The sequence below is a fragment of the Aliivibrio sifiae genome (assembly GCF_002954715.1).
GTDB classification, from domain to species: domain Bacteria; phylum Pseudomonadota; class Gammaproteobacteria; order Enterobacterales; family Vibrionaceae; genus Aliivibrio; species Aliivibrio sifiae.
The window spans coordinates 1,103,136-1,123,301 of sequence record NZ_MSCP01000001.1; the positions used below are offsets into that span (position 1 = coordinate 1,103,136).

Consider the following 20,166-nt stretch of genomic DNA (forward strand, 5'->3'; position numbering starts at 1 on the left):
ACTAATAAATGTATTATTAAGACACGCTTTATAAAAGGGATTGGTTTGCAAAAAGTATTTCAAAATAGAGTTCACACGGTTATGTATACACTTATTGCTCTTGTTGCATTTGCTGCGAATTCGGTGCTATGTAGGATCGCATTGAAAGGCGAAGCCATTGATGCATCAAGCTTTACAATAATTCGTCTTCTGTCTGGTATTTTTACGTTTTTTATTTTGTTGAATATTAAATCCCTCCACTCGCCAAAGCAAAAAACAGTTCAGGTTAAGCGTTGGAAGTCATCATTTCTGTTATTTATTTATGCCATTACGTTTTCACTTGCTTATGTATCGTTAGATACGGGAACTGGTGCGCTCATTTTATTTGGTGCGGTTCAACTCACGATGATTTTTTGTAATATGATAAAAGGGAATCGACTGCGTTTTTATGAATGGGTTGGTGTTAGTGTTTCTTTTACCGGTTTAGCTTATTTGGTGTATCCAACATTAACTACACCGAGTGTGTCAGGGTTTGTATTAATGATGGCCTCTGGTATCGCTTGGGGGGGATATACTTTATTTGGTCGAGGGTCAGCGACCCCTCTCATTGATACAGCAAACAACTTTAAGTACACGATGCCTTTAGTGCTTGTATTATTGTTTATTGCTTTTCCTACCATTGAACTGTCAAATTCAGGAATCATTCTTGCGGTGTTATCCGGATCTATTGCTTCTGCACTGGGTTACACTGTGTGGTATATGGCTCTTAGAGGTTTATCGGCAACGGAAGCTGCCGTCGTACAATTATCAGTGCCAGTTATTGCAGCTATCGGTGGTGTTATATTTGTATCTGAACCGATTTCTGAAAGGTTGATTGTCGCTTGTATTCTTGTGTTAGGTGGGATATTAAGTGTTGTAGTAAGTGGCATGAAAGTTAATAGTGATACTAGGTAAGCACTAGTTATGATGTGTCGTCATATTGGATTGATATAAATAGGTAGGAATAGAAGATGTCAGGTATTACGGATTTAGATATGTTGTTAGCATCAATGTCTCCAAAGTTAATGGATGGAGAATATGTGTTCTGTACAATTAAGGGAAAATTGAGTGAATACGTCCAATATAATCCGTTAGCAACATACCAGGAAAGTGAAGGGTTAACACTAGTATTAACGTTAGAAGAAGCTCGTCGAGGAGATTTTGAATTCAACGGTGTTTATCGTTTGATCACACTAATGGTTCACTCTAGTTTGGATGCGGTGGGGTTAACTGCTGCTGTTGCAAGTAAATTAAAATCATACGACATTAGTGCAAATGTAATTGCTGCTTATTATCATGACCATATCTTTATTCAAAAAGAGAAAGCAGAGCTAGCATTAGAGGCATTGAAAGAATTTAGCCTTTGATATTAAATAGTTGCGGCGACAATGCCGCAACTATTAGATAGAACTGTTTTAATAGAATGTAGCGTAGACATCCACTAAATTATCAGGTTGAGAGGCTGTTACTGAGAAATAAACGTAACCTGCTTTCTCAACGTTCATTTCAATGAATTTGTTACTTGCTTTACCTGTAGAGGAGACTTCATTTTGGATCTCTGTTGGCCAATAACCTTTAGCTGCATAGAGATTAATATCACCTTTATTTACATTTGCTGCTGATTTTTTCTTATCAACCCAAATACGGACAGTTTGCTCATCCTTTGGAACATATAATGCTAAATAACGCTGTTTATTAATTATGATGTCTGTTGCAAGATTATTATCTAGTAGGATCGGTTTTAAATTATCAGATGGCATTGAAGGAGTCGTGGACGTACTCTTAGTGTCTACATTAACCGCCAAAGTCACTTCTTTAAACGCTTCTCGTGCTGCGACACTAAAATAATAGCGACCGACTTTAAGGGGTATACTGGTATTATGTGATGTAAATTGAATGTTTTCATCGCTACCATGTTGAAAGTTACTTGTTTCATAATCATAGTAATGAGCGACTTTATTGAAACTTGCATATAAATCGGCATCACCATCTCCATTGATAGATACAGACACGACTGCTGCATCTGATGTGACATCAAAATAAAATAATTGCTCATTATAAATTTCTGACGATAGTGTAATGGTTGTATTTGCACTTAGTGCAGTCATCGTTTCTGAAGGTTGTGTTGGTTTTTGCTGCTCATTGGTTTCTTTGTTATCAGGTGTCGTTTCATCAATTACAGTGTCCAACCATAGATTGAATTCATTGTCGTATTGTTCTCCAATGTTTATTACTTTTCTTGCCCATTCTTTATAATCACCTTCGCGAGAGAGTGTTAATAAAATGTTGACATCTTCAGGGTGGTTATCGATAAGAAAACGAACGGCTAGATAGCCCCAACGATAGACTCGATCAGTATTATGATCATAGGTTGTCGCCAATACGTCAGATAAACGATAGGTTTTTTCTCGTCCAATTTGAATAGCTGCACTGTAACTGTTTTTATAAGACATGTACTCAGCGAAACCTTCTAACCACCAAATGATATAGCCTTCACGTAAATTCTCGTTAAAGCTACCATGTTGGTTAAAACGACCATCTAGATAATGTATGTATTCGTGTTCAAGGTTTAAGATAGAAAACCCTTTCTCATTATCTTGGCGATAAGCAATAAAACGAGCTTGATTATTTATATTGCTTGGTAAGCCTTCAAGATATTGCCCACCATTGTTTGTGGTATTCCCAAATAGGAAAGAAGAATAAGTAACATAATCAGCATGACTATCAAATACAGCAACTTCGACACTATCGTTTAGATCATCGTTGACTGGACGATAACCACTATTAGTAACTAGGTGAAAATCAGCTTCTTTTGCATTTAATGTGTCACAACTCATTTGAGCTTGCTCTTGAGTCATATTTTGACCACGAATGATTGCAGGACCATCGCATTCATAGTTTAAGGTAATAATACGTTGTTCTAATTCGCTTTTTGCATTTTCAAGACCAAATTCTGCTGCTCTATCTGGGGCGAAATAGTTTATCATTTCTGCTATACCAACCCACATTTTATCGCTCTTACCCCCTAATGGATAACGATCTAATAAGTCTTTTAAAATGGTAAATACTTGCTGACGAGTACTGGTGTGTGGGCTTGCAAGTAAACGTCCCATTTCACGGCCAGCATTAGTGACTAAGAACCCTGAACCAGTTTTTAAGGCCCATTCTTTATTTAAGATAAACTGATGTAATTGTGTAAGATATTCAGGGTGGGCTTGTAGATTATCGTAATATGTTTGTATGCCAGAGTGCCCACTCATTGCCTGAAACAATACATTTAAGTTTTTCTGATTTTCCCAACTCTCTGCGTTTTCAACTGTAAGAGAATCTAATAAGTGTACAAGAGAACCCATGATTGAAGGTAATTTACGAATACTGTCAATCATATAGATCATACTGTGCATCGCGCTTGCTTGCTTCTGTCCTTTTGCCATCGCTTGTGGATGAGCAATAAAAGATTGAATACTTGCAGCCAATTGCATATCAAGTTGTTCAGAATAATCGTTTAGCTCTGCTTTAAAACCATAACGAACAAAATAGGCCGCTCGAATATATTCTGATAGGTTTTCAATGCGTTTTGCTTGTGTTTCCTCACCTGTATATTCAGTAATGCGTTGATTAAGTCGGCTGACTACTTTTTGTAATTGCGGTTCGCTATATAAGGATTCAAACATTGAACGGGGCGCATTAAACCAAGTTCTCTGACAATCGTTATTTGCAACTTCTATTTGATTGAGAAATTGGCTTGATTCTGAGATGTTCTGTATTGAACATGATTGAGATACACTTGAGTCACTAGCAAGTGTAGATGTTGAAATTAAGCTTCCTGAAATAGCAAGTGCAAGAGGAGCGATGCGGTACCAACTGCTGATGTAATTATTAATCATAGTATCTCTAGTTATTGTATATATTTTCTGGAGATGCGGTTTTATCAATAATACATTCACTATACCAATGAGTTTCTTATTATTAAGAACTCAGTTCAAGAATCATATATATAGTAATTACACCTATTGCTTTAGATTAAATAACTGTTTTTTCTTGTTGAATTAGGGTTAATTTGATGTCTGAAAAACATAAATATCAAAATTAAATAAATATAAGCGTGAAAGGTGATAATAAATAATGATCAAAAAGTTAACTCTATATTAAGGGAGGGGTTGAACACTGCTAGATTGAGTTTTATTTATATTATCATTGCAATTATCGGTATAAGAGGTTGAACCATGTTAAAAATAAGAGATTATGTTGAGGATGATGCTTATGCATTATGGGAAATATTCTTTAATACGGTTAGAAATGTAAATATTAATGATTACTCTAAAGAACAAGTAATCGCATGGGCTCCTAGTGATTTTGACTTTACTGTTTGGAGAAATCGAATGGGAAAGTTGAGTCCTTTTATCGCAGAACTAGATGGTGTCATTGTTGGTTATACTGACTTACAAGATGACGGGTTAATTGATCATTTCTTCTGTCATTATCAATATCAAGGAGAGGGCGTCGGCAGAGCATTAATGAATCAGGTCTTTTCTATAGGTAAGCAGAAAGGGATACCGCGATATTATTCAGAAGTGAGTATTACGGCAAAACCTTTTTATGAGCACTTTGGATTTACGATTATTAGACAACAAACGATTGATATTCGTGGGCAAAAGCTTGTAAATTATGTGATGGAAAAGACGATAGATAACGAATCGTCTGTAATTTAAATGAGTAAGAAATGAAGAAGCAAAGTGTAGTCTTAATTTTGGCCACGTTACTCTCTGGTTGTAGTACGCAATTAGGTCCTTTAGATTCGCCAATCACTGTTTTTGATATAAAAGCACAGACATTTACTTATAACGGACTTAATGGAAAACAAACCACACTATGGGAAAAAGCACGACGTCACATCATAGTAACGTATGGACAGAGTCAGCCTATATTAAGGGTTGAAAATAAAGCAAGTGGAACGCTACTGGGAAAAGGACTTGTTCGTTGGAAGTTGTCTTCAGCTTTAGAGAGCCGCTATTGCTATTCTGAATATGATATTCGATTTATGGCCAGAGATCATAAAGCACGTTTGCAACTGACATTATTGCCCGGAGTCCCTACACAATCTGAGTGCGATGATTGGGGATTACCTTCTCAATATGGTTATGATCAGATTCTCGATAAGTTCGAATTGATATCTGATAATTTGGATTCTGTTTTACGTAGCGTTAAGTAGTATTTATTTTATCTTTACTGCTTTTTTGAGCCTCTTTCTTATCCTAGACTAAAAATAATGGATGGAATTAGAGAAGGGGTTCTCGATGGTTATCAAAAATAGCACGACTCATACGAGTGTGATTGGCTTTTCTCTCATTTTTCTTACGACTCTTCCTGTCTCTTCAGATCAAAGTACTGTTCCTTTATTCGATGACGGTTCGCTACCTTACTTTCAGGAGTGGCCGAAAATAAAAAGCGATATTCCAAAACGAGATTATATTGAAGAAAGGGTTGCGGATATCGTTGCTCAAATGACATTAGGTGAAAAGGTTGGGCAAATGATCATGCCTGAATATCGTCAAATTACACCTAAAGAAGCGAAACAATATAAAATTGGGTCAGTACTTAATGGCGGTGGTGGTTGGCCAAATGAAAATAAACATGCGTCGGCATTAGAATGGGCTTTGCAATCTGATAAATATTGGACCGCATTAGATCAAGCATATGCCGGCAGAGGTTTTCGGATCCCATTTATGTGGGCAACAGATGCTGTGCATGGAAACAATAATGTTTATGGGGCGACATTATTCCCTCATAACATAGGATTAGGAGCAGCAAATAACCCCGAGCTGCTTTTTGAGATTGGTCGAATTACAGCAAAAGAAGTTGCTGCTACAGGTCTTGATCTTACTTTTGCACCAACAGTTGCAACTCCCCGTGATTATCGATGGGGAAGAATCTACGAAGGCTATTCAGAAATTCCAACTATAACGTATCAATACGCCAGTTCTATCGTTAAAGGGTTGCAAGGTACTGAAAAAGAGCTTCGTTCTGAGCAGCGCGTACTATCTACGGTAAAGCATTGGATTGGTGATGGAGGCACGTTTAACGGTGTTGATCGTGGTGTAACTTTCTATAGTGAAGACGACTTACGAAACATTCATGCTATGGGGTATTACTCGGCTCTTGAAGCTGGTGCTCAAGTGGTTATGACATCATTTAACTCTTGGCAGAATTACGATCTGAAAGGTAAGTCGATAAACTCAAAAGATAGAAATAATAATCGTTTTGGTAAACTTCACGGCAGTCGTTATTTAATCACTGAGGTATTAAAAGAAAAAATAGGCTTCGATGGCATTGTTGTGACCGATTGGAATGGTCATGGTGAAGTAGAAGGTTGTACTAACCAAAGCTGTCCCAAAGCGGTGAATGCTGGTAATGATTTGTTTATGGTGACAGACAATAAAGATTGGAAAGCGTTTTACCAAAATGTCATCAAACAAGTTCAAGGTGGACAAATACCAATGGTTCGCATTGACGATGCGGTGACTCGTATTTTACGCGTTAAGATGCGTGCGGGTTTATGGGAGAAACCAAAGCCATCTTATCGTATTCTTGCGGGAGAACAGCAAGTTTTAGGAGCACTTGAACATAGAAAAGTAGCTCGGCAGGCAGTTAGAGAGTCTCTGGTTTTATTAAAAAATGAGAATAAAATACTGCCATTTAAACAAAAAAATCATAGCTATGTTGTGCTAGGAAGTGCCGCCAATGACATTCAAAAACAGAGTGGTGGTTGGACATTAACATGGCAAGGTAATGAAAATAAGTCTCAGGATTTTGTTCATGCGACGACGGTTTTAGAGGCGTTTAAACAGGTGGTTGGAGATAAACATGTATATACCGACCCTAACCAAGCGTCGATGGATGCAATTGCTGTGGTGGTAATGGGAGAAGATCCATATGCTGAAATGTATGGAGATATTAAAGATCATCAAACATTGGCGTATTCAGAATTAAAACCCAGCTACGCAAAAGATTTACAGTTAATTCAAGAGATGAAAAAGAAAGGGTTTAAGGTAGTCACAATCTTATTCTCTGGGCGTCCTTTGTATGTAAATCCTGAATTAGCACTTTCAGATGCCTTTGTCGCGGCATGGTTACCTGGTACTGAAGGTCGAGGGATTACTGACGTATTATTTGCCCAAAATGGAGCTGATTTTAGCGGTAAGCTTTCTTATTCTTGGCCAAACAATAAATGTATGACGACCATTAATGAGAACAGTCGAAATATCCCCAATTACCATGTGCCAGATTTTGAGCAAACAGGGGAAGAATTCATGCCCTTATTTCCTTACGGTTATGGCTTGAATTATGCCATTGAGCAGAACGCCGCATCTCAACCTACATTGTTTATGGATAAACGCCAATGGGGGTGTGGAGAAACAAAAGCTAAAGATCGACCAACGACAAATCTTGAGATATTCAGTCGTGAAGCGACAACCACGTTTGTACCTAAAATGAGTGGAAAAGTGACAAAGTGGAAAGGGACGTTTATCTCTAGAGCTAAAAAGATGACAGTTGGCAGTGCGTCAATATTATCTCTTAATTATAAGCATCAACAAGATGCATTAAGAATTGATTTTGGTAAACAACTTCCTATGCAACTTTATATTCAAACGCCAGATAAAAAAGGGCTCGACATGCGTCATTATTTGACGGCAAACTCAACATTAGAGTTTGATATTGCAGTGAAAAGCGAGATCCCTAGTTCATTAAAATTGGCTGCTCATTGTGTTTACCCTTGTGGTGCTATCGCTCCTATACAAAAGGAACTAAAAGCCATTGTAGAAGTTTCTGAATCTGAGTGGGTAACCGTTAAAGTTCCTTTACAATGTTTTGCGGATAATGGCGTGAATTTTTCTAATATCAATACCCCTTTTCTGTTGTACTCAGATGAGCCGTTTCAGTTTGATATTGGGGAAATTAGATACGTACCGAAAGAAAAAGGAATTACCGAGAATACAATGAGTTGTGATATTTTTAAGCCGATTTAATATCAATTAATGCGTTGGTTAACAATGGTATTAATAATAATGATTACATTCTTTGATTTCAGTAGCTTAGGTGGTAGATTGACATCATCGTTAGGAATTAGCGTGTAAGTTAAATCAGAATGAAATTATTCAAGCTCAATAAGCACAAGGATTAAGTTATGAATGTGGATAAAGCAAAAAAGCGTATAGCAAAACAAGTTAAAAAAGGATTCAAAGGATATCCTCAGCTTTCTCTATCCTATTTCGGTAAAACGTCTGAACTAGCAACAGAAGTTGTTGTAACTTTTACTTTAGAAGAAGGTGCAGAGCCTCAAGAGCAAAAATTTGTCAGTGAAAATAACGTGAGAGAAGATGAAACCATACAATCAGTTTTGGTTAAAATTATTGATCGTGCTGATGCAAATAGCGTTATGGAAGTTGAAGGGACTGCAATTATTTAATTGATTTTTCTATTACACAAAACCAATGACACGATATAAATTATATAACGTCATTGGTTTCATGCTTCAAACGTTAGTTAGATAAGTCATTAAAGCCAATACACACAATCCCTTCTTTTTTGAGCCAAAGTGATAATTCTGGTGATGTTAATAAATCTCTTTCTACAACTCTCATAGCCTTATAACTCGTTAACTTAGTAAGATCTGAATTGTCTTCTGTGCTTGGATGGCACATGAGTTCTAAAACGCCATTAGAAAGCGTTTCTTTATAGCCTAACAGTAGTGTTTGTAATTGTTTAAGAGAAACGCCTTCATCAAAAAATTGAGCATCAAATGCATCTGGAGTTGGTACGATTAGTCCATCTTGGCCACTAATAATATTATCTATGCGGCGAACCGGAAGACCTGTTTCATTAGCAAATCGAATAAATGCTTTTTTTAGTGGTGGGTATACACCAGCGAAATGGTGGCTATCAATATGATTAATGTCAAAACCTGCCTTAATTGCTGCGTTGTACTGTGCTTTAAGTTCAATATAGACTTCTTCATCACTCACATTCTTTGTCATTAATATTTTTCTATCGAGAAAATAACCATGTTCATCAACTAAGCTTGATACGGTCAAAGGATTAGATAACGGTTGTCCTGCAGTGACAGTAAAATGTAATCCAACCTCAGGAACTAAACCTTCTTTATACAACAGTGCTGCGTGATCAACACCTTTTTGATTCATCATTATGGTAGTGGATTTTACGATACATGACTTTAGGCATTCTACGATCCCGTTATTTACACTTTCTGATAACCCAAAGTCATCGGCGTTCATGATTAATTTCATGGTAGTTACCTTAATATTGAATATGTTGAACTGCTAAATCTATTAATAAGCCATTTAATCACCACTGACAAGTGAGTATACTTGGGGAAGGGATTGCTGGTTCTAATGCGTGATAGAGACCACGATTTGATTGGGTACATAAATTTTACGTGAAGGAGAAAACGTGATTATTAGAGCCATTTTAGAGAAAGACATTGATGCGATACTTGAGTTAAATGAGCAGTTTGTGCACGTATTAAGTCCAATGGATAAGAGTAAGTTAATTCGGCTCATTGAAATGTCGGCGATATCTGTTGTTATCGAGGAAGATAACCATATTGCAGGTTTTATGCTGGCTTTTACTCAAGGAGTAAAATATGAAAGTATTAACTATGAGTGGTTTAATGAGAATTACGATTCATTTTTGTATATAGATAGAATTGTTGTTTCTGAGCATTTTCAAGGAAAAAGAGTCGCATCGAGACTTTATAAGCAGGCGTTGGATTTGGCAGCAGAGCGTTCGTTATCTTGTGTTGTTGCTGAAATTGATATTATGCCACCGAATGACCCTTCATTACTTTTCCATCAAAAAATGGGCTTTAAAGAAATTCAGTTATTAACGCATAATGAGAACAAAGTAGTGTCTTTACAAGAATTAATAATAAGTTAATTTTATAGTTACTGTCGTCAATTTTCGGAGAAATGTTATGAATAAAAAATTATCACGTCTGTGTGTTATCTCTGCAATGAGTTGCAGTGGATTGTTTTTAGGTTTGTCTACAGCGCAAGCGTCAGCAACATTGGATTGCCGTGATCAAGTAGGTTGCGCTCAGAAAACTTGTGAGATTGAAAAGCAAATTAGTATTGCTAAAGAAAATGGGAATGAACATAAGCTGCCTGGCTTAAAAATAGCACTGAAAGAAGTTGCTACTTATTGTACTGATGCAGACATTAAAGACGACTTGAAAGAAGAAATTGAAGAGTTAAATGAAGAAATGGCTGAAGATCACTCCGATCTCATTGAAGCAAAGCAAGATCAGAAAGAAGATAAAATTCAAAAATATCAAAGAAAGATAGCAGAAAAAGAACAAAAAATAGAGCAACTTAAAGACGAATTATCAAGAATCAAATAAATCAAAGTATCTAGGAGTTAATAGCAAATGGATTTAAATATATATCAGGTTGATTCTTTTACGAGTGAAGCGTTTAAAGGAAACCCTGCGGGTGTTTGTATTAGCGAAAATGGCTTAACAGAAGCACTGATGCTATCTATTGCTGAAGAAATGGCCGTATCCGAAACGGCTTTTTTATCTCTTTCAGACATGAGATTAAGATGGTTTACACCTCAAGTTGAAGTGGCTTTATGTGGTCACGGAACCTTGGCTGTTGCGCATATTTTAAAAGAGATTGGTGTTGCAAAAGCGGGTGAATGTATTGAGTTTAATACGTTGTCTGGCGTCCTGTCTGCCAAACTTCAAGACTCAACCATTGAATTAGATTTTCCATCCACCACAATGTCGTTTAACTCGATAAAAAATAAGGCGTTATTAACGTGTTTAGGGATTAATGAAAAAGACGTTATCTCATTTGGTCTGTTTGACTCAAAAGAATTTATTGAAATAGAAAGTGAAGAGGCGTTACTTGCGTTATCCCCTAATTTCGATGGGTTAAAGTTGCTTTCTGGTCGTGGTGTGTTGATTACCGCGAAATCTTCATCAGAATCATTGGATTTTGTCTCTCGCTATTTTGCGCCTTGGGTAGGAATTAATGAAGATCCTGTTACTGGTTCGGCGCATTGTGCATTAACGGTTTATTGGGCTGAGAAATTGAAGAAATCAACGTTTAATGCTTATCAAGCTTCTTCTCGAGGTGGTTACGTTGGTACAGAACTTCTTTCTAATGGAAGAATAAAGCTAATTGGCTCTGCAGTAACCACAATAAAAGGACAAATGTTCGTATAGAGAACATTTGTCTAGAGTAAATTATATGAATAAAGCAATAATCACGGGTTTTTTTACTTCATTACTAGGTTTAATAGGACTTATTGCTGCGCTATCTATTGGTTCACATTTTCCAATGTATCGTTGGCCTTATGACGCATTTCAAGGCATTGTTTTTTCTTTGGCGTTTGGCCTTGGTTTTTCTGAAACTGTAAGTTACGCCGTCACGTCTGCGTTTATTTTTCTGGTCGCTATTATTTTCTTTATTATAGGTGCTAAATTATCGCGCTTTCTATTTGGTTTTAAGTAAGCTGAAAGTAAAAAAATTGATTAATTAAAGTGGGTCACATTCCGTATTCTTGATGTTAAGTATAATCCAGAGATAATTGTTTTTATTAAACTTTCTGGGGTTTTAAATGACTGAAAAAGAAAAAATGTTAGCTGGTCTTCCATATGATGCTTGGGATGAAATTTTACTTAATGATCGCATGAATGCTAAAGCGAAATGCCATCAATTTAATCTGGCTGATCCAACTGAATTAAACGAAAGAATGGCGATATTGAAAGGGCTTTTGTGTATAAAAGATCAGGCTCATATGGAACCAAATTTCTTTTGTGATTATGGCTATAATATTGAAATTGGTAGTAATTTCTATTCTAATCATAACCTGACTATTGTCGATGTATGCAAAGTGGCTATTGGTAATAATGTCTTATTTGGTCCACACGTTATGATCTCGACAGGTACTCATCCTTTAGATCCTATTGAACGTCAGAAAACAGAATGCGGTGCTAGTATTTCTATTGGTAATGATGTTTGGGTTGGTGGCAATGTGTCTGTCTTACCGGGAGTTAAGATTGGTAATAATTGTGTGATAGGTGCGGGTAGTGTTGTTAATCGTGATATTCCGGACAACTGTGTTGCTGTAGGGAACCCGTGTCGTGTGATTAAATCAATTTAGGACCTATAAATAATAAAAACCTCGGTAAATAGCCGAGGTTTTTCATTATCTATTATGAGCATGAACCACAGCAAACTCCTGGTTCTCCGTGTTTTTTTATTTTTTTCTCTTTATCTTCAAACGATTTTTTTTCATTTAAGGCTGGTTGTTGTACTAATTTATCATCAGTTGGTTTGCTTTCGCTTTTCTTGAATATCTTTGTGAACGATAGTGCCATGGTGATCTCTCTGTAATTAATAAGGTGCATTTGAAATGCATCTTATTTAAAGTGTTACAAATAGTCAAGATTTAACATAGGACAAATAAGTTCGAATACTTTCATCGATATTTAATGGGGTGTTTACTGGTTATGAATATACAAGGCTTTCATATTAAGAGGCAGTCGGTGATTCCTTCTAATTAGACTTATGTAGCAAAACATCTCAGGGTGGGGCATTATGCGTTTTATATTTAAAAATAGTACATATAAATAGGTAGTTATGGACAGTTTTTTTAATAGTGAGATCATTCTCTCTAACTCGACCTTCTTTTTCTTTATGACTTTGCTGCTTACTGGTTTTCTTCATATACCATTATTATGTGGTAAAAATCTGTCTAAAATACAATGGAAAAAAATTGATTATCTTTGGCCTATTGTTGCTGGTATTGGTTTGATGGGGACAGTATCTGAGGTGAGATCAAGAGTGGCAAGTGATTGGGCTGAAACAGAGCATACTCGCGCCGTATTAAGCCTTGAATCTATTAATGATTATACCGTAAATCAATTAAATAGTTTTTTATGTGCGAATGATTCAAGAGTTGATGAACGTGCCGGAACGCAACCATTTTGTTTATGGCTCTCAGAATCTGCGCATTATTTACAATCTATTAATTTTGATGAATTACCCAATATTACGTTTAATAGTTTGCCAAAAATCACATTCAGTTCTGAACTAATCGATTCGAATGTTATGTGGTTGCAAGGTATGTTTGATAATTATCAAACTCAAAAATATGCCTATGAAAGTACGATGTTAGAAACACAAAAACACCCACTAGAAGAGCTGTTTTGGTATCTAAGTCCTTATCTTATCTGCATTGCTATTTCTGTTCGTGTAACTAAAGTGTCGGCTGAATTAAAAATAGAGAAACAAAACTTATGACAGTTAAGTTAATGTAGAACTGTACTATGAATCCATTTGATAACTAAGTGGTCAGTCCAGATGGTATCTAGCTCACACTATGACTAATGAATAATAGCATTCCCTTATTTAAGCGGTATTTTTATTAATGTAGATAACAATACTAATAAAATACATAAGGAAATGTGATGCTCAATGAAAAGCTATCAGGCTTAGAATTAATGAAGGCAATGGTGACAGGGGATTTTCCTCATCCATCAATGGCTGACGTTGTTCCTATGAAGATTATATCGGCAGAGTATGGAAAGGTTATCTTTGAAGCCATGGCTGATGAACGACACTTAAATCCACTTGGTGGAGTGCATGGTGGTTTTTTCGCAACGGTGATGGACTTAGTGACAGGTTGTGCTGTTCATACGACATTAGAGCCGAACATTGGTTATGGGACAATTGATCTTCATGTAAAGATGTTGAAAGCAATACCAAAAAACACACGATTAATCGCTGAAAGTCGAGTTATACAATCGGGTTATTCTTTGGGAATATCTGAGGGAAGTTTAAGAGATGAAAAAGGAAACTTATACGCACATTCGACCGCAACTTGCATGATATATCGCGATAAATAATACCAGTTAATGGTAATGTGGCACTAGATTTACAGGTATATTTAATTAAGGATGCATCATGTTATTTAAATTGATTTTTCTATTTGCTGCATTGACGTTGCATGGCGTTAGGATGAACCCTTATCCTCCAACACTTCTTTATACTATCCCTCTTGTGTTAATGAGTTTGCTATCAGGATCTTCGTTCTTTATGTCACTGATATGGGGCGTGATAACTCTGTGCGTGTCATTTGTCTATTTTTCTTTACTCACTCATGTTTCTAGTGGCCCAAGACATTATGCTATTATTATTTTAGGTGGCATATTATTAATTTTCTTCGTGTAAATTGAGAATTGGAAATATAGTAAAGAAGAAAAAGCAGTATAGAAATATACTGCTTTTTCATTTAGGTTATTACGCGTTTTTTAGCATATCTAGAGCAACCGCTTCAGCGATTTTAATTCCATCAATACCTGCAGATAGAATACCACCCGCATAGCCAGCGCCTTCACCACCAGGGTATAAACCTTTCGTGTTGATACTTTGGAAGTCTGGGCCACGTTTAATTTGAACTGGTGATGAAGTACGAGTTTCAACACCTGTTAGCATTGCATCTTTGCTGTCAAAACCACGGATTTTCTTAGCAAATGCAGGTAGAGCTTCACGAATTGCTTCAATAGCGAAGTCTGGTAGTGCATCACTTAAATCGGTCATTTTTACGTTTGGTTTATAAGATGGTTCAACGTTTTCGAATGGTTTGCCTTTGCCTGCTGCTAGGAAGTCACCCACCATTTGTGCGGGTGCATCATAGTTACTGCCGCCCATCACATACGCATTACGCTCTAATTGACGCTGAAGAGCAATACCTTGTAGTGGATCATTATTGAAGTCTTCAGGTGAAATACCAACAACGATAGCACTGTTTGCATTACGCTCACTACGTGAATATTGGCTCATGCCGTTAGTTACAACTGCATGTTCTTCTGAAGTTGCAGCCACAACAACACCACCTGGACACATACAGAAACTATATACTGAACGGCCATTTTTACAGTGGTGAACTAATTTGTAATCGGCGGCACCTAGAAGTGGGTGACCTGCATTTTTGCCGAAGCGTGCTTGGTCAATCATTTCTTGTTTATGCTCAACACGGAAACCAATCGAGAATGATTGTGCTTCCATATGTACGCCTTTATCGTGCAACATTTGGAATGTATCACGAGCACTGTGGCCAATAGCAGCAACAACGTGTTTACTATTAATCACTTCGCCACCGTTTAGTGTAACGCCTGTCACTTGTCCGTCTTCGATATTGATTTCATCAACGCGAGTTTCAAAACGAATGTCACCGCCTAGCTCAATGATTTTACTGCGCATTTGTGAAACCATCGTCACTAACTTATAAGTACCGATATGAGGCTTACTTACGTAGATGATTTCAGCAGGAGCACCGGCTGCAACAAATTCTGTTTTTACTTTAAGTCCTAGGAACCCTGGATCTTTCACTTGGCTGTATAGCTTGCCATCAGAGAAAGTACCTGCGCCGCCTTCACCAAACTGAACATTTGATTCTGTGTTTAATTCACTGGTACGCCAAAAACGGAAGGTATCTTTCGCACGTTCGTGTACTGATTTACCACGTTCTAAGACGATTGGCTTGAATCCCATTTGCGCTAGAATTAGAGCAACGAATAAACCGCATGGGCCCATACCAATAACAATAGGGCGCTCAGATAAATCAGCAGGAGCAGTGGCAACGTATTTGTATTCTGTGTCAGGTGAAACACGAATATTATGGTTGTCTTCAAAGTTGCCTAATAGCTGCTCTTCATTCACGTCTTGCAGGGTAATATCTAGTGTGTAGATTAAGAAAATTTGATTTTTTTTACGTGCGTCATAGCCACGTTTAAATACATGGATATCAACCAGCTGTTCTTCAGTAATAGACAGTGTGTTTAAAACTGCATTTTTCAGTTCGTCTTCACTGTGATCCAGCGGTAATTTAACTTGGTTGATACGTATCATAATTCACCTGATAGTTGGCATGAAAATAAGCGCGTAGTTTACGTGATCTATCTCAAAAATGTAATCAATATTACCGCTTAAAAACGGCAAAAGTATTCATTTTATATCACACCATACCAATGATGTTTTTTTGCCAGTTTTTTCAATAATGTAATTTCATTTTCTGAGCTCAGTTTTAACCATTTAATTAGATCATCAATTACGGCTGAGTGGGTGCGTTGGTGTCCATAATAGGTCCATGCACTGTGTTGAATTTTCACATTTTCAGGGCAATAGAAGAAACCTCTTTCTAATTCTTGAAGTATTAATAATAAATCGGTAACGGTCACGCCTTGTCCTGATAAACAGGCGCTTAATGCAAGATCTAGAGAAAGAAAACTGGTATTTCTTATCTGTTGATACGGGGGCATAGCGACATCTGCTAGCCACATCTTCCAATCGTGGTGATCAAGCGTAGGGTGCAATCTTGGCATGGTTAAAATTGAATCTATATTAGTATGCTCTGTTGCGATACTTGCAGCACACACTGGGGCCATAAATTCTTCTCGAAGAAGGAACATATTTTCTTTGTTGTCGTAATGATCTTTTAAACGTGTATGGAAGATCAGTAGATCATAATCAGGTTTATCTAAACATTCGTCTTCTTCTAAAGAAGGGATAATTACGATTTCGTAATCAGGGTAACGTTCATTAAGCTCTCGAACTTTAGGGATGAGTACCCGAGTAGCAAAGCTGAGAGTTGCTTTGATAACGATTCGTTTCTGTTTTGGTTCTTGCCAAGATGAAATGATTGATTCTAATGTGGAATAGTTACCTTGTAACGCATGATAAAGCTCTAATCCTTGTAAAGTCAGTTCAATGGCTCGGTGCTTTCGTATAATCAGGGATGCACTGAGATCATCTTCAAGCTGCTTTACCTGACGACTTACAGCACTTTGAGTCACATTCAATTCATTGGCGGCAGAGGTAAAACTCATTAGGCGCGCCACGGATTCAAAGGTTTTTAGTCCGTTATGTGAGTACGGTAAATTGGGATAAGGGGTCATAATTTATTCGCATGAGTTTTTGGAATGCCAGTGTGACGGATATATCAATTGAATACCAGTCTCTAACCCTTTAACTTTGGCTTATTGATACCTTGGTTTAATTAATATAAGAATTCTCTTTTTATGAAAAAAATACTGTCACTCGCATTCCCACTCATCATCTCACAACTTATTTCTATGGCATTGGTGTTGACTGATGTTTGGATGATGTCGCGGTTAAGTGTTTCTGCATTGGCAGGTGGTGGTCTGGGCGCTTCAATCTATTTTTTTATTTTTATTATCGGTAGTAGCACCGTTGGCTGTGTCGCTAACTTAATCGCGATTGCTTATGGGCAGCGTTTAGCAAGACCTGATTATGGAAATCAACAGATCCGTTTAGCGGTTAAAGGGGCAGTATTACTGTCTGTGCTATTAAGTATTGTTCTTATGCTTCTTTTTTCGTATGCACCAGTAGTATTAAGAGCAGCGAATCAACCAGAAGAGATGATTACTTTGGCGATGGAATACGTTCACGCTTTGAAATGGGTTATGTTCCCATCATTCATATTACTGGTACTGCGTGGCCTAACCAGTGCATTGGGTAATGTTAGATCGATTATGGTGATGTCTGTTATTACTGTGATTTTAAATGTTCCGATAAGTTATGTCTTAACGTTTCAATTTGATATGGGTCTTACTGGTTTAGGGTTAGGAACGGCAATATCAGCCTTTGTTGTGATGATTGGTTATGGTTCTTGGGTATTTAAACAATCTGAATACTATGCATTTGCACCATGGCTTAATAGAAATGAGTATTCGTTTAAATTAATGACGCCTTTATTAATGATGGGATTACCTATTGGTTTAGCGGCGCTGCTTGAGCATGGATTGATTTATGGCGGTACATTAATGGCAGGTACGATCAGTATTGCTTCGTTGGCGTTACATCAAATTCTATTGCAGTGTTTAAGTTTTACTTGGAACTTCAATTTTGGATTTTCTCAAGCCGCCGCCATTTTAGTAGGGCGTGACTTTGGTTCGGAAAATTACGCAGGTATAAAGAAAACGTCATTACATAGCTTCTTGCTTGTGACTGCTATTAGTGTTTTTTTATCTGCCGTTTTCATTCTTTGGCCTAATATGATTGCTGACTTGTTCCAACTTGATGATGGAACGAATAATATGTCGACATTATTGTCTTCCGTAATTTGGGTTGTTGCTTTGTGTTTTATTGTCGATGCATGGCAATTGCTAGCGATTAACTTATTGCGAGGCATGAAAATAGTCTCTATGCCAACATTAATGACTGCTATTGGTTACTGGCTGTTTGGTTTACCTGCAGCATGGTTCTTAATGCCTTTATTTGGTTTAGCCGGTATTTGGGCTGGTATTGGTGTTGGTCTAGGAGTGACTGGGGTACTTTTATTAATACATTTAATGATTGCTATTCGCCGTCATGGAGATATAAGAAACCATACCATTCACAGTGTGAATTAGTCTGGTAAGATTTGTTAGTTGGTGTATTTAAGGTAAATTCGGGCTCTTTTATATAAAACAGTCTCGGGTACAAATAATGAATAAAGATTCAGCGACGTTTGCTGGGCAAGCGGTGTATTCCAAAAAAGTACTCTCGATCTATGATTTATGGGTATTAGGTTTTTCAAACCATTACTTATGGAAGTGCCCAACGAAATTGATTAGCCAACAGTTTATTGAACTTGCATCAAAGAATCATTTAGATATAGGGGTTGGTACTGGCTATTACTTAAAAAATTATTTATCGCAAATAGAGAGACGCATAGCCTTAGTTGATCTGAATGAAAATAGTCTTGAATCAACAGCAACGGCAATTCAGCATTTTAATCCAGAAGTGTATCGCAGAAATATATTAGAGCCTTTAGAGTTTAAATGTGAGAAATTTGATTCAATTAGTATCAATTATTTACTACATTGTTTACCTGGTGATTTGTCTGAAAAAAGCGTTATTTTTACGCATTTACATGAAGTGTTAAATGATGGTGGGGTGTTATTTGGCAGTACTATTCTAGGCCAAGGGGTTCCAAAGAATGCATTTGCGAGTAAATTAATGAGTGTCTATAACAAGAAGGGCATTTTTACTAATGAAGGCGATGACGTTCATGCACTAGAAGCGGCATTAAACGACAATTTTGTTGATGTAAAAATAGACGTTATTGGTTGCGTCGCTCTATTTTCTGCTCGAAAAAAATAGCAAAGATATCTTTTGTTCTGCACTCAGCATTTACTGTGTTGAGTGTTTCCTTTCAAACATCTCTTTTTCATTCTAGATATTCAAATAAGTTCACAAATTGTGCCCTAGATTCGTGGTAATTTATCTCTATGTTAAATGTTTTAAATCAAAGGGATGTAATGGGAATAGTAATAGGCTTAATATTACTCGCTTTTATCGCCTACATGATAAAAAAGAATACGGGACAACATTTACATCGCTGGATAGAAAAGAAATACCAAGAATACGAAGATTCAAAAAAATGAGTTTATCTACTCTGTGATAACTCACACCAAGTGAAAATATTCTGAGTTAATGCTACTTCGTTACAAGTTTGATTACATTGTTGTGTTTATAAAAGGAATTTATGATGATTCACACGATTAAAGAGACGGTATTTACGTATCCTCAACGATTACTTGATGGTTGGAAAAAAGGGAAGAAAGAAAACTGGTTACCTTCTAGTTTACTTATCCCGACAGAGGTTGAGCAACAACCTAATGAGTATTTTGGTGCGTATTTTGGGTTATCTCAATACATGAAACAGGGGTGGTTAGGTACGGCGTTTTATGCGCTTGGTAATTGGGAACTTGATAATCCATTGTATACAGAAGGCCGAATCTTACTTGCTCAGTACATCAATCCAAATAAGCTATCACTCTTTAAAGGGTTACGAACAGGATTAACCTCAGGTGAGCCTGATTTATTTTTATATAAACTTGACGGTTCGATACTGTTTGTAGTGGTAAAAAAAGAGAATGAATTTCTTTCAGACGCTGAGTTAATCTGTTTATCAAACATTAAATCAGTATTAGAATGCGATGTAGAAGTCGCTTATCTTGCAGAAGAGCGCAACCCTTATATTCCCAAAAGTTACGATATCAAGGTAGTTCAGTTTCCAAACCCACTTGGTGTGTAATTCTTTTATATATTAACT

22 protein-coding genes are annotated in these 20,166 nt (G+C 36.9%); 17 read left to right on the forward strand and 5 right to left on the reverse strand.

From position 1 onward, the window contains the following. Positions 1 to 45: 45 nt before the first annotated feature. Both BTO23_RS04885 and BTO23_RS04890 read left to right on the forward strand, forming a co-directional pair. Positions 46 to 933, forward strand: a complete 888-nt coding sequence (locus tag BTO23_RS04885; protein ID WP_245922079.1) for a DMT family transporter — start codon at positions 46 to 48, stop codon at positions 931 to 933. A gap of 56 nt (positions 934 to 989) precedes the next feature. Next, positions 990 to 1,385 carry an ACT domain-containing protein gene (locus tag BTO23_RS04890; protein ID WP_061002384.1) on the forward strand — a complete coding sequence of 132 codons (396 nt, stop codon included), beginning with the start codon at positions 990 to 992 and terminating at the stop codon, positions 1,383 to 1,385. Between the two features lie 48 nt (positions 1,386 to 1,433). On the opposite strand, the gene BTO23_RS04895 is transcribed toward BTO23_RS04890, so the two are convergent. Beyond that, positions 1,434 to 3,905, reverse strand: coding sequence for a M9 family metallopeptidase (locus tag BTO23_RS04895; RefSeq protein WP_105063074.1), 2,472 nt, complete (start codon positions 3,903 to 3,905; stop codon positions 1,434 to 1,436). Between the two features lie 339 nt (positions 3,906 to 4,244). Between BTO23_RS04895 and BTO23_RS04900 the strand changes: the two genes are divergently transcribed. The 4 genes from BTO23_RS04900 (at position 4,245) to BTO23_RS04915 (ending at position 8,485) form a co-directional block, all read left to right on the forward strand. Continuing rightward, entirely contained in the window at positions 4,245 to 4,730 is a 486-nt protein-coding gene (locus BTO23_RS04900; RefSeq protein WP_060991029.1) for a GNAT family N-acetyltransferase, read from the forward strand. Between the two features lie 11 nt (positions 4,731 to 4,741). Next, positions 4,742 to 5,230 (forward strand): hypothetical protein, encoded by a 489-nt coding sequence (locus BTO23_RS04905; protein ID WP_060991028.1) that lies wholly within the window; start codon positions 4,742 to 4,744, stop codon positions 5,228 to 5,230. Positions 5,231 to 5,315: 85 nt separating this feature from the next. After that, positions 5,316 to 8,045 carry a glycoside hydrolase family 3 protein gene (locus tag BTO23_RS04910; protein ID WP_105063075.1) on the forward strand — a complete coding sequence of 910 codons (2,730 nt, stop codon included), beginning with the start codon at positions 5,316 to 5,318 and terminating at the stop codon, positions 8,043 to 8,045. 158 nt (positions 8,046 to 8,203) lie between these two features. Then, positions 8,204 to 8,485 (forward strand): hypothetical protein, encoded by a 282-nt coding sequence (locus tag BTO23_RS04915; RefSeq protein ID WP_060991026.1) that lies wholly within the window; start codon positions 8,204 to 8,206, stop codon positions 8,483 to 8,485. A gap of 73 nt (positions 8,486 to 8,558) precedes the next feature. On the opposite strand, the gene BTO23_RS04920 is transcribed toward BTO23_RS04915, so the two are convergent. Then, on the reverse strand, positions 8,559 to 9,323 hold the full coding sequence (locus BTO23_RS04920) for a carbohydrate deacetylase (RefSeq protein ID WP_105063076.1): 765 nt from the start codon (positions 9,321 to 9,323) through the stop codon (positions 8,559 to 8,561). 163 nt (positions 9,324 to 9,486) lie between these two features. Between BTO23_RS04920 and BTO23_RS04925 the strand changes: the two genes are divergently transcribed. From BTO23_RS04925 to BTO23_RS04945, 5 genes are all read left to right on the forward strand, one after another. Then, entirely contained in the window at positions 9,487 to 9,972 is a 486-nt protein-coding gene (locus BTO23_RS04925) for a GNAT family N-acetyltransferase (protein WP_245922080.1), read from the forward strand. 37 nt (positions 9,973 to 10,009) lie between these two features. After that, positions 10,010 to 10,435, forward strand: a complete 426-nt coding sequence (locus BTO23_RS04930) for a DUF1090 domain-containing protein (RefSeq protein WP_060991024.1) — start codon at positions 10,010 to 10,012, stop codon at positions 10,433 to 10,435. 27 nt (positions 10,436 to 10,462) lie between these two features. Beyond that, complete coding sequence (locus BTO23_RS04935) at positions 10,463 to 11,263, forward strand: PhzF family phenazine biosynthesis protein (protein WP_060991023.1); 801 nt, start codon at positions 10,463 to 10,465, stop codon at positions 11,261 to 11,263. A gap of 25 nt (positions 11,264 to 11,288) precedes the next feature. Further along, positions 11,289 to 11,552, forward strand: a complete 264-nt coding sequence (locus BTO23_RS04940) for a hypothetical protein (RefSeq protein ID WP_060991022.1) — start codon at positions 11,289 to 11,291, stop codon at positions 11,550 to 11,552. A 106-nt stretch (positions 11,553 to 11,658) separates the two neighbouring features. After that, a complete protein-coding gene (locus BTO23_RS04945; RefSeq protein ID WP_060991021.1) occupies positions 11,659 to 12,204 on the forward strand; it encodes a sugar O-acetyltransferase in 546 nt (181 codons plus the stop codon). Between the two features lie 52 nt (positions 12,205 to 12,256). On the opposite strand, the gene BTO23_RS04950 is transcribed toward BTO23_RS04945, so the two are convergent. Further along, positions 12,257 to 12,421, reverse strand: coding sequence for a CCGSCS motif protein (locus tag BTO23_RS04950; RefSeq protein WP_081091539.1), 165 nt, complete (start codon positions 12,419 to 12,421; stop codon positions 12,257 to 12,259). 262 nt (positions 12,422 to 12,683) lie between these two features. Between BTO23_RS04950 and BTO23_RS04955 the strand changes: the two genes are divergently transcribed. The 3 genes from BTO23_RS04955 to BTO23_RS04965 all read left to right on the forward strand — a co-directional run bounded on the left by BTO23_RS04955 (position 12,684) and on the right by BTO23_RS04965 (position 14,276). Next, a complete protein-coding gene (locus BTO23_RS04955) occupies positions 12,684 to 13,346 on the forward strand; it encodes a hypothetical protein (protein WP_060991020.1) in 663 nt (220 codons plus the stop codon). 167 nt (positions 13,347 to 13,513) lie between these two features. After that, positions 13,514 to 13,951, forward strand: a complete 438-nt coding sequence (locus tag BTO23_RS04960) for a PaaI family thioesterase (protein WP_060991019.1) — start codon at positions 13,514 to 13,516, stop codon at positions 13,949 to 13,951. Between the two features lie 58 nt (positions 13,952 to 14,009). Then, a complete protein-coding gene (locus BTO23_RS04965; RefSeq protein ID WP_081091933.1) occupies positions 14,010 to 14,276 on the forward strand; it encodes a hypothetical protein in 267 nt (88 codons plus the stop codon). A gap of 69 nt (positions 14,277 to 14,345) precedes the next feature. Here BTO23_RS04965 and BTO23_RS04970 read toward each other — a convergent pair whose 3' ends face one another. Further along, positions 14,346 to 15,956 carry an NAD(P)/FAD-dependent oxidoreductase gene (locus BTO23_RS04970; RefSeq protein WP_060991018.1) on the reverse strand — a complete coding sequence of 537 codons (1,611 nt, stop codon included), beginning with the start codon at positions 15,954 to 15,956 and terminating at the stop codon, positions 14,346 to 14,348. A gap of 101 nt (positions 15,957 to 16,057) precedes the next feature. Continuing rightward, positions 16,058 to 17,002 carry a LysR family transcriptional regulator gene (locus tag BTO23_RS04975; protein WP_060991017.1) on the reverse strand — a complete coding sequence of 315 codons (945 nt, stop codon included), beginning with the start codon at positions 17,000 to 17,002 and terminating at the stop codon, positions 16,058 to 16,060. Between the two features lie 123 nt (positions 17,003 to 17,125). On the opposite strand from BTO23_RS04975, the gene BTO23_RS04980 reads away from it, so the two are divergent. The 3 genes from BTO23_RS04980 to BTO23_RS04990 all read left to right on the forward strand — a co-directional run bounded on the left by BTO23_RS04980 (position 17,126) and on the right by BTO23_RS04990 (position 20,148). Then, positions 17,126 to 18,478: an MATE family efflux transporter gene (locus tag BTO23_RS04980; protein WP_060991016.1), complete on the forward strand. Its 1,353-nt coding sequence runs from the start codon at positions 17,126 to 17,128 to the stop codon at positions 18,476 to 18,478. Positions 18,479 to 18,554: 76 nt separating this feature from the next. Beyond that, entirely contained in the window at positions 18,555 to 19,211 is a 657-nt protein-coding gene (locus BTO23_RS04985; RefSeq protein WP_105063077.1) for a class I SAM-dependent methyltransferase, read from the forward strand. Between the two features lie 388 nt (positions 19,212 to 19,599). After that, positions 19,600 to 20,148: a VRR-NUC domain-containing protein gene (locus BTO23_RS04990; RefSeq protein ID WP_060991014.1), complete on the forward strand. Its 549-nt coding sequence runs from the start codon at positions 19,600 to 19,602 to the stop codon at positions 20,146 to 20,148. Positions 20,149 to 20,166 lie beyond the last annotated feature (18 nt).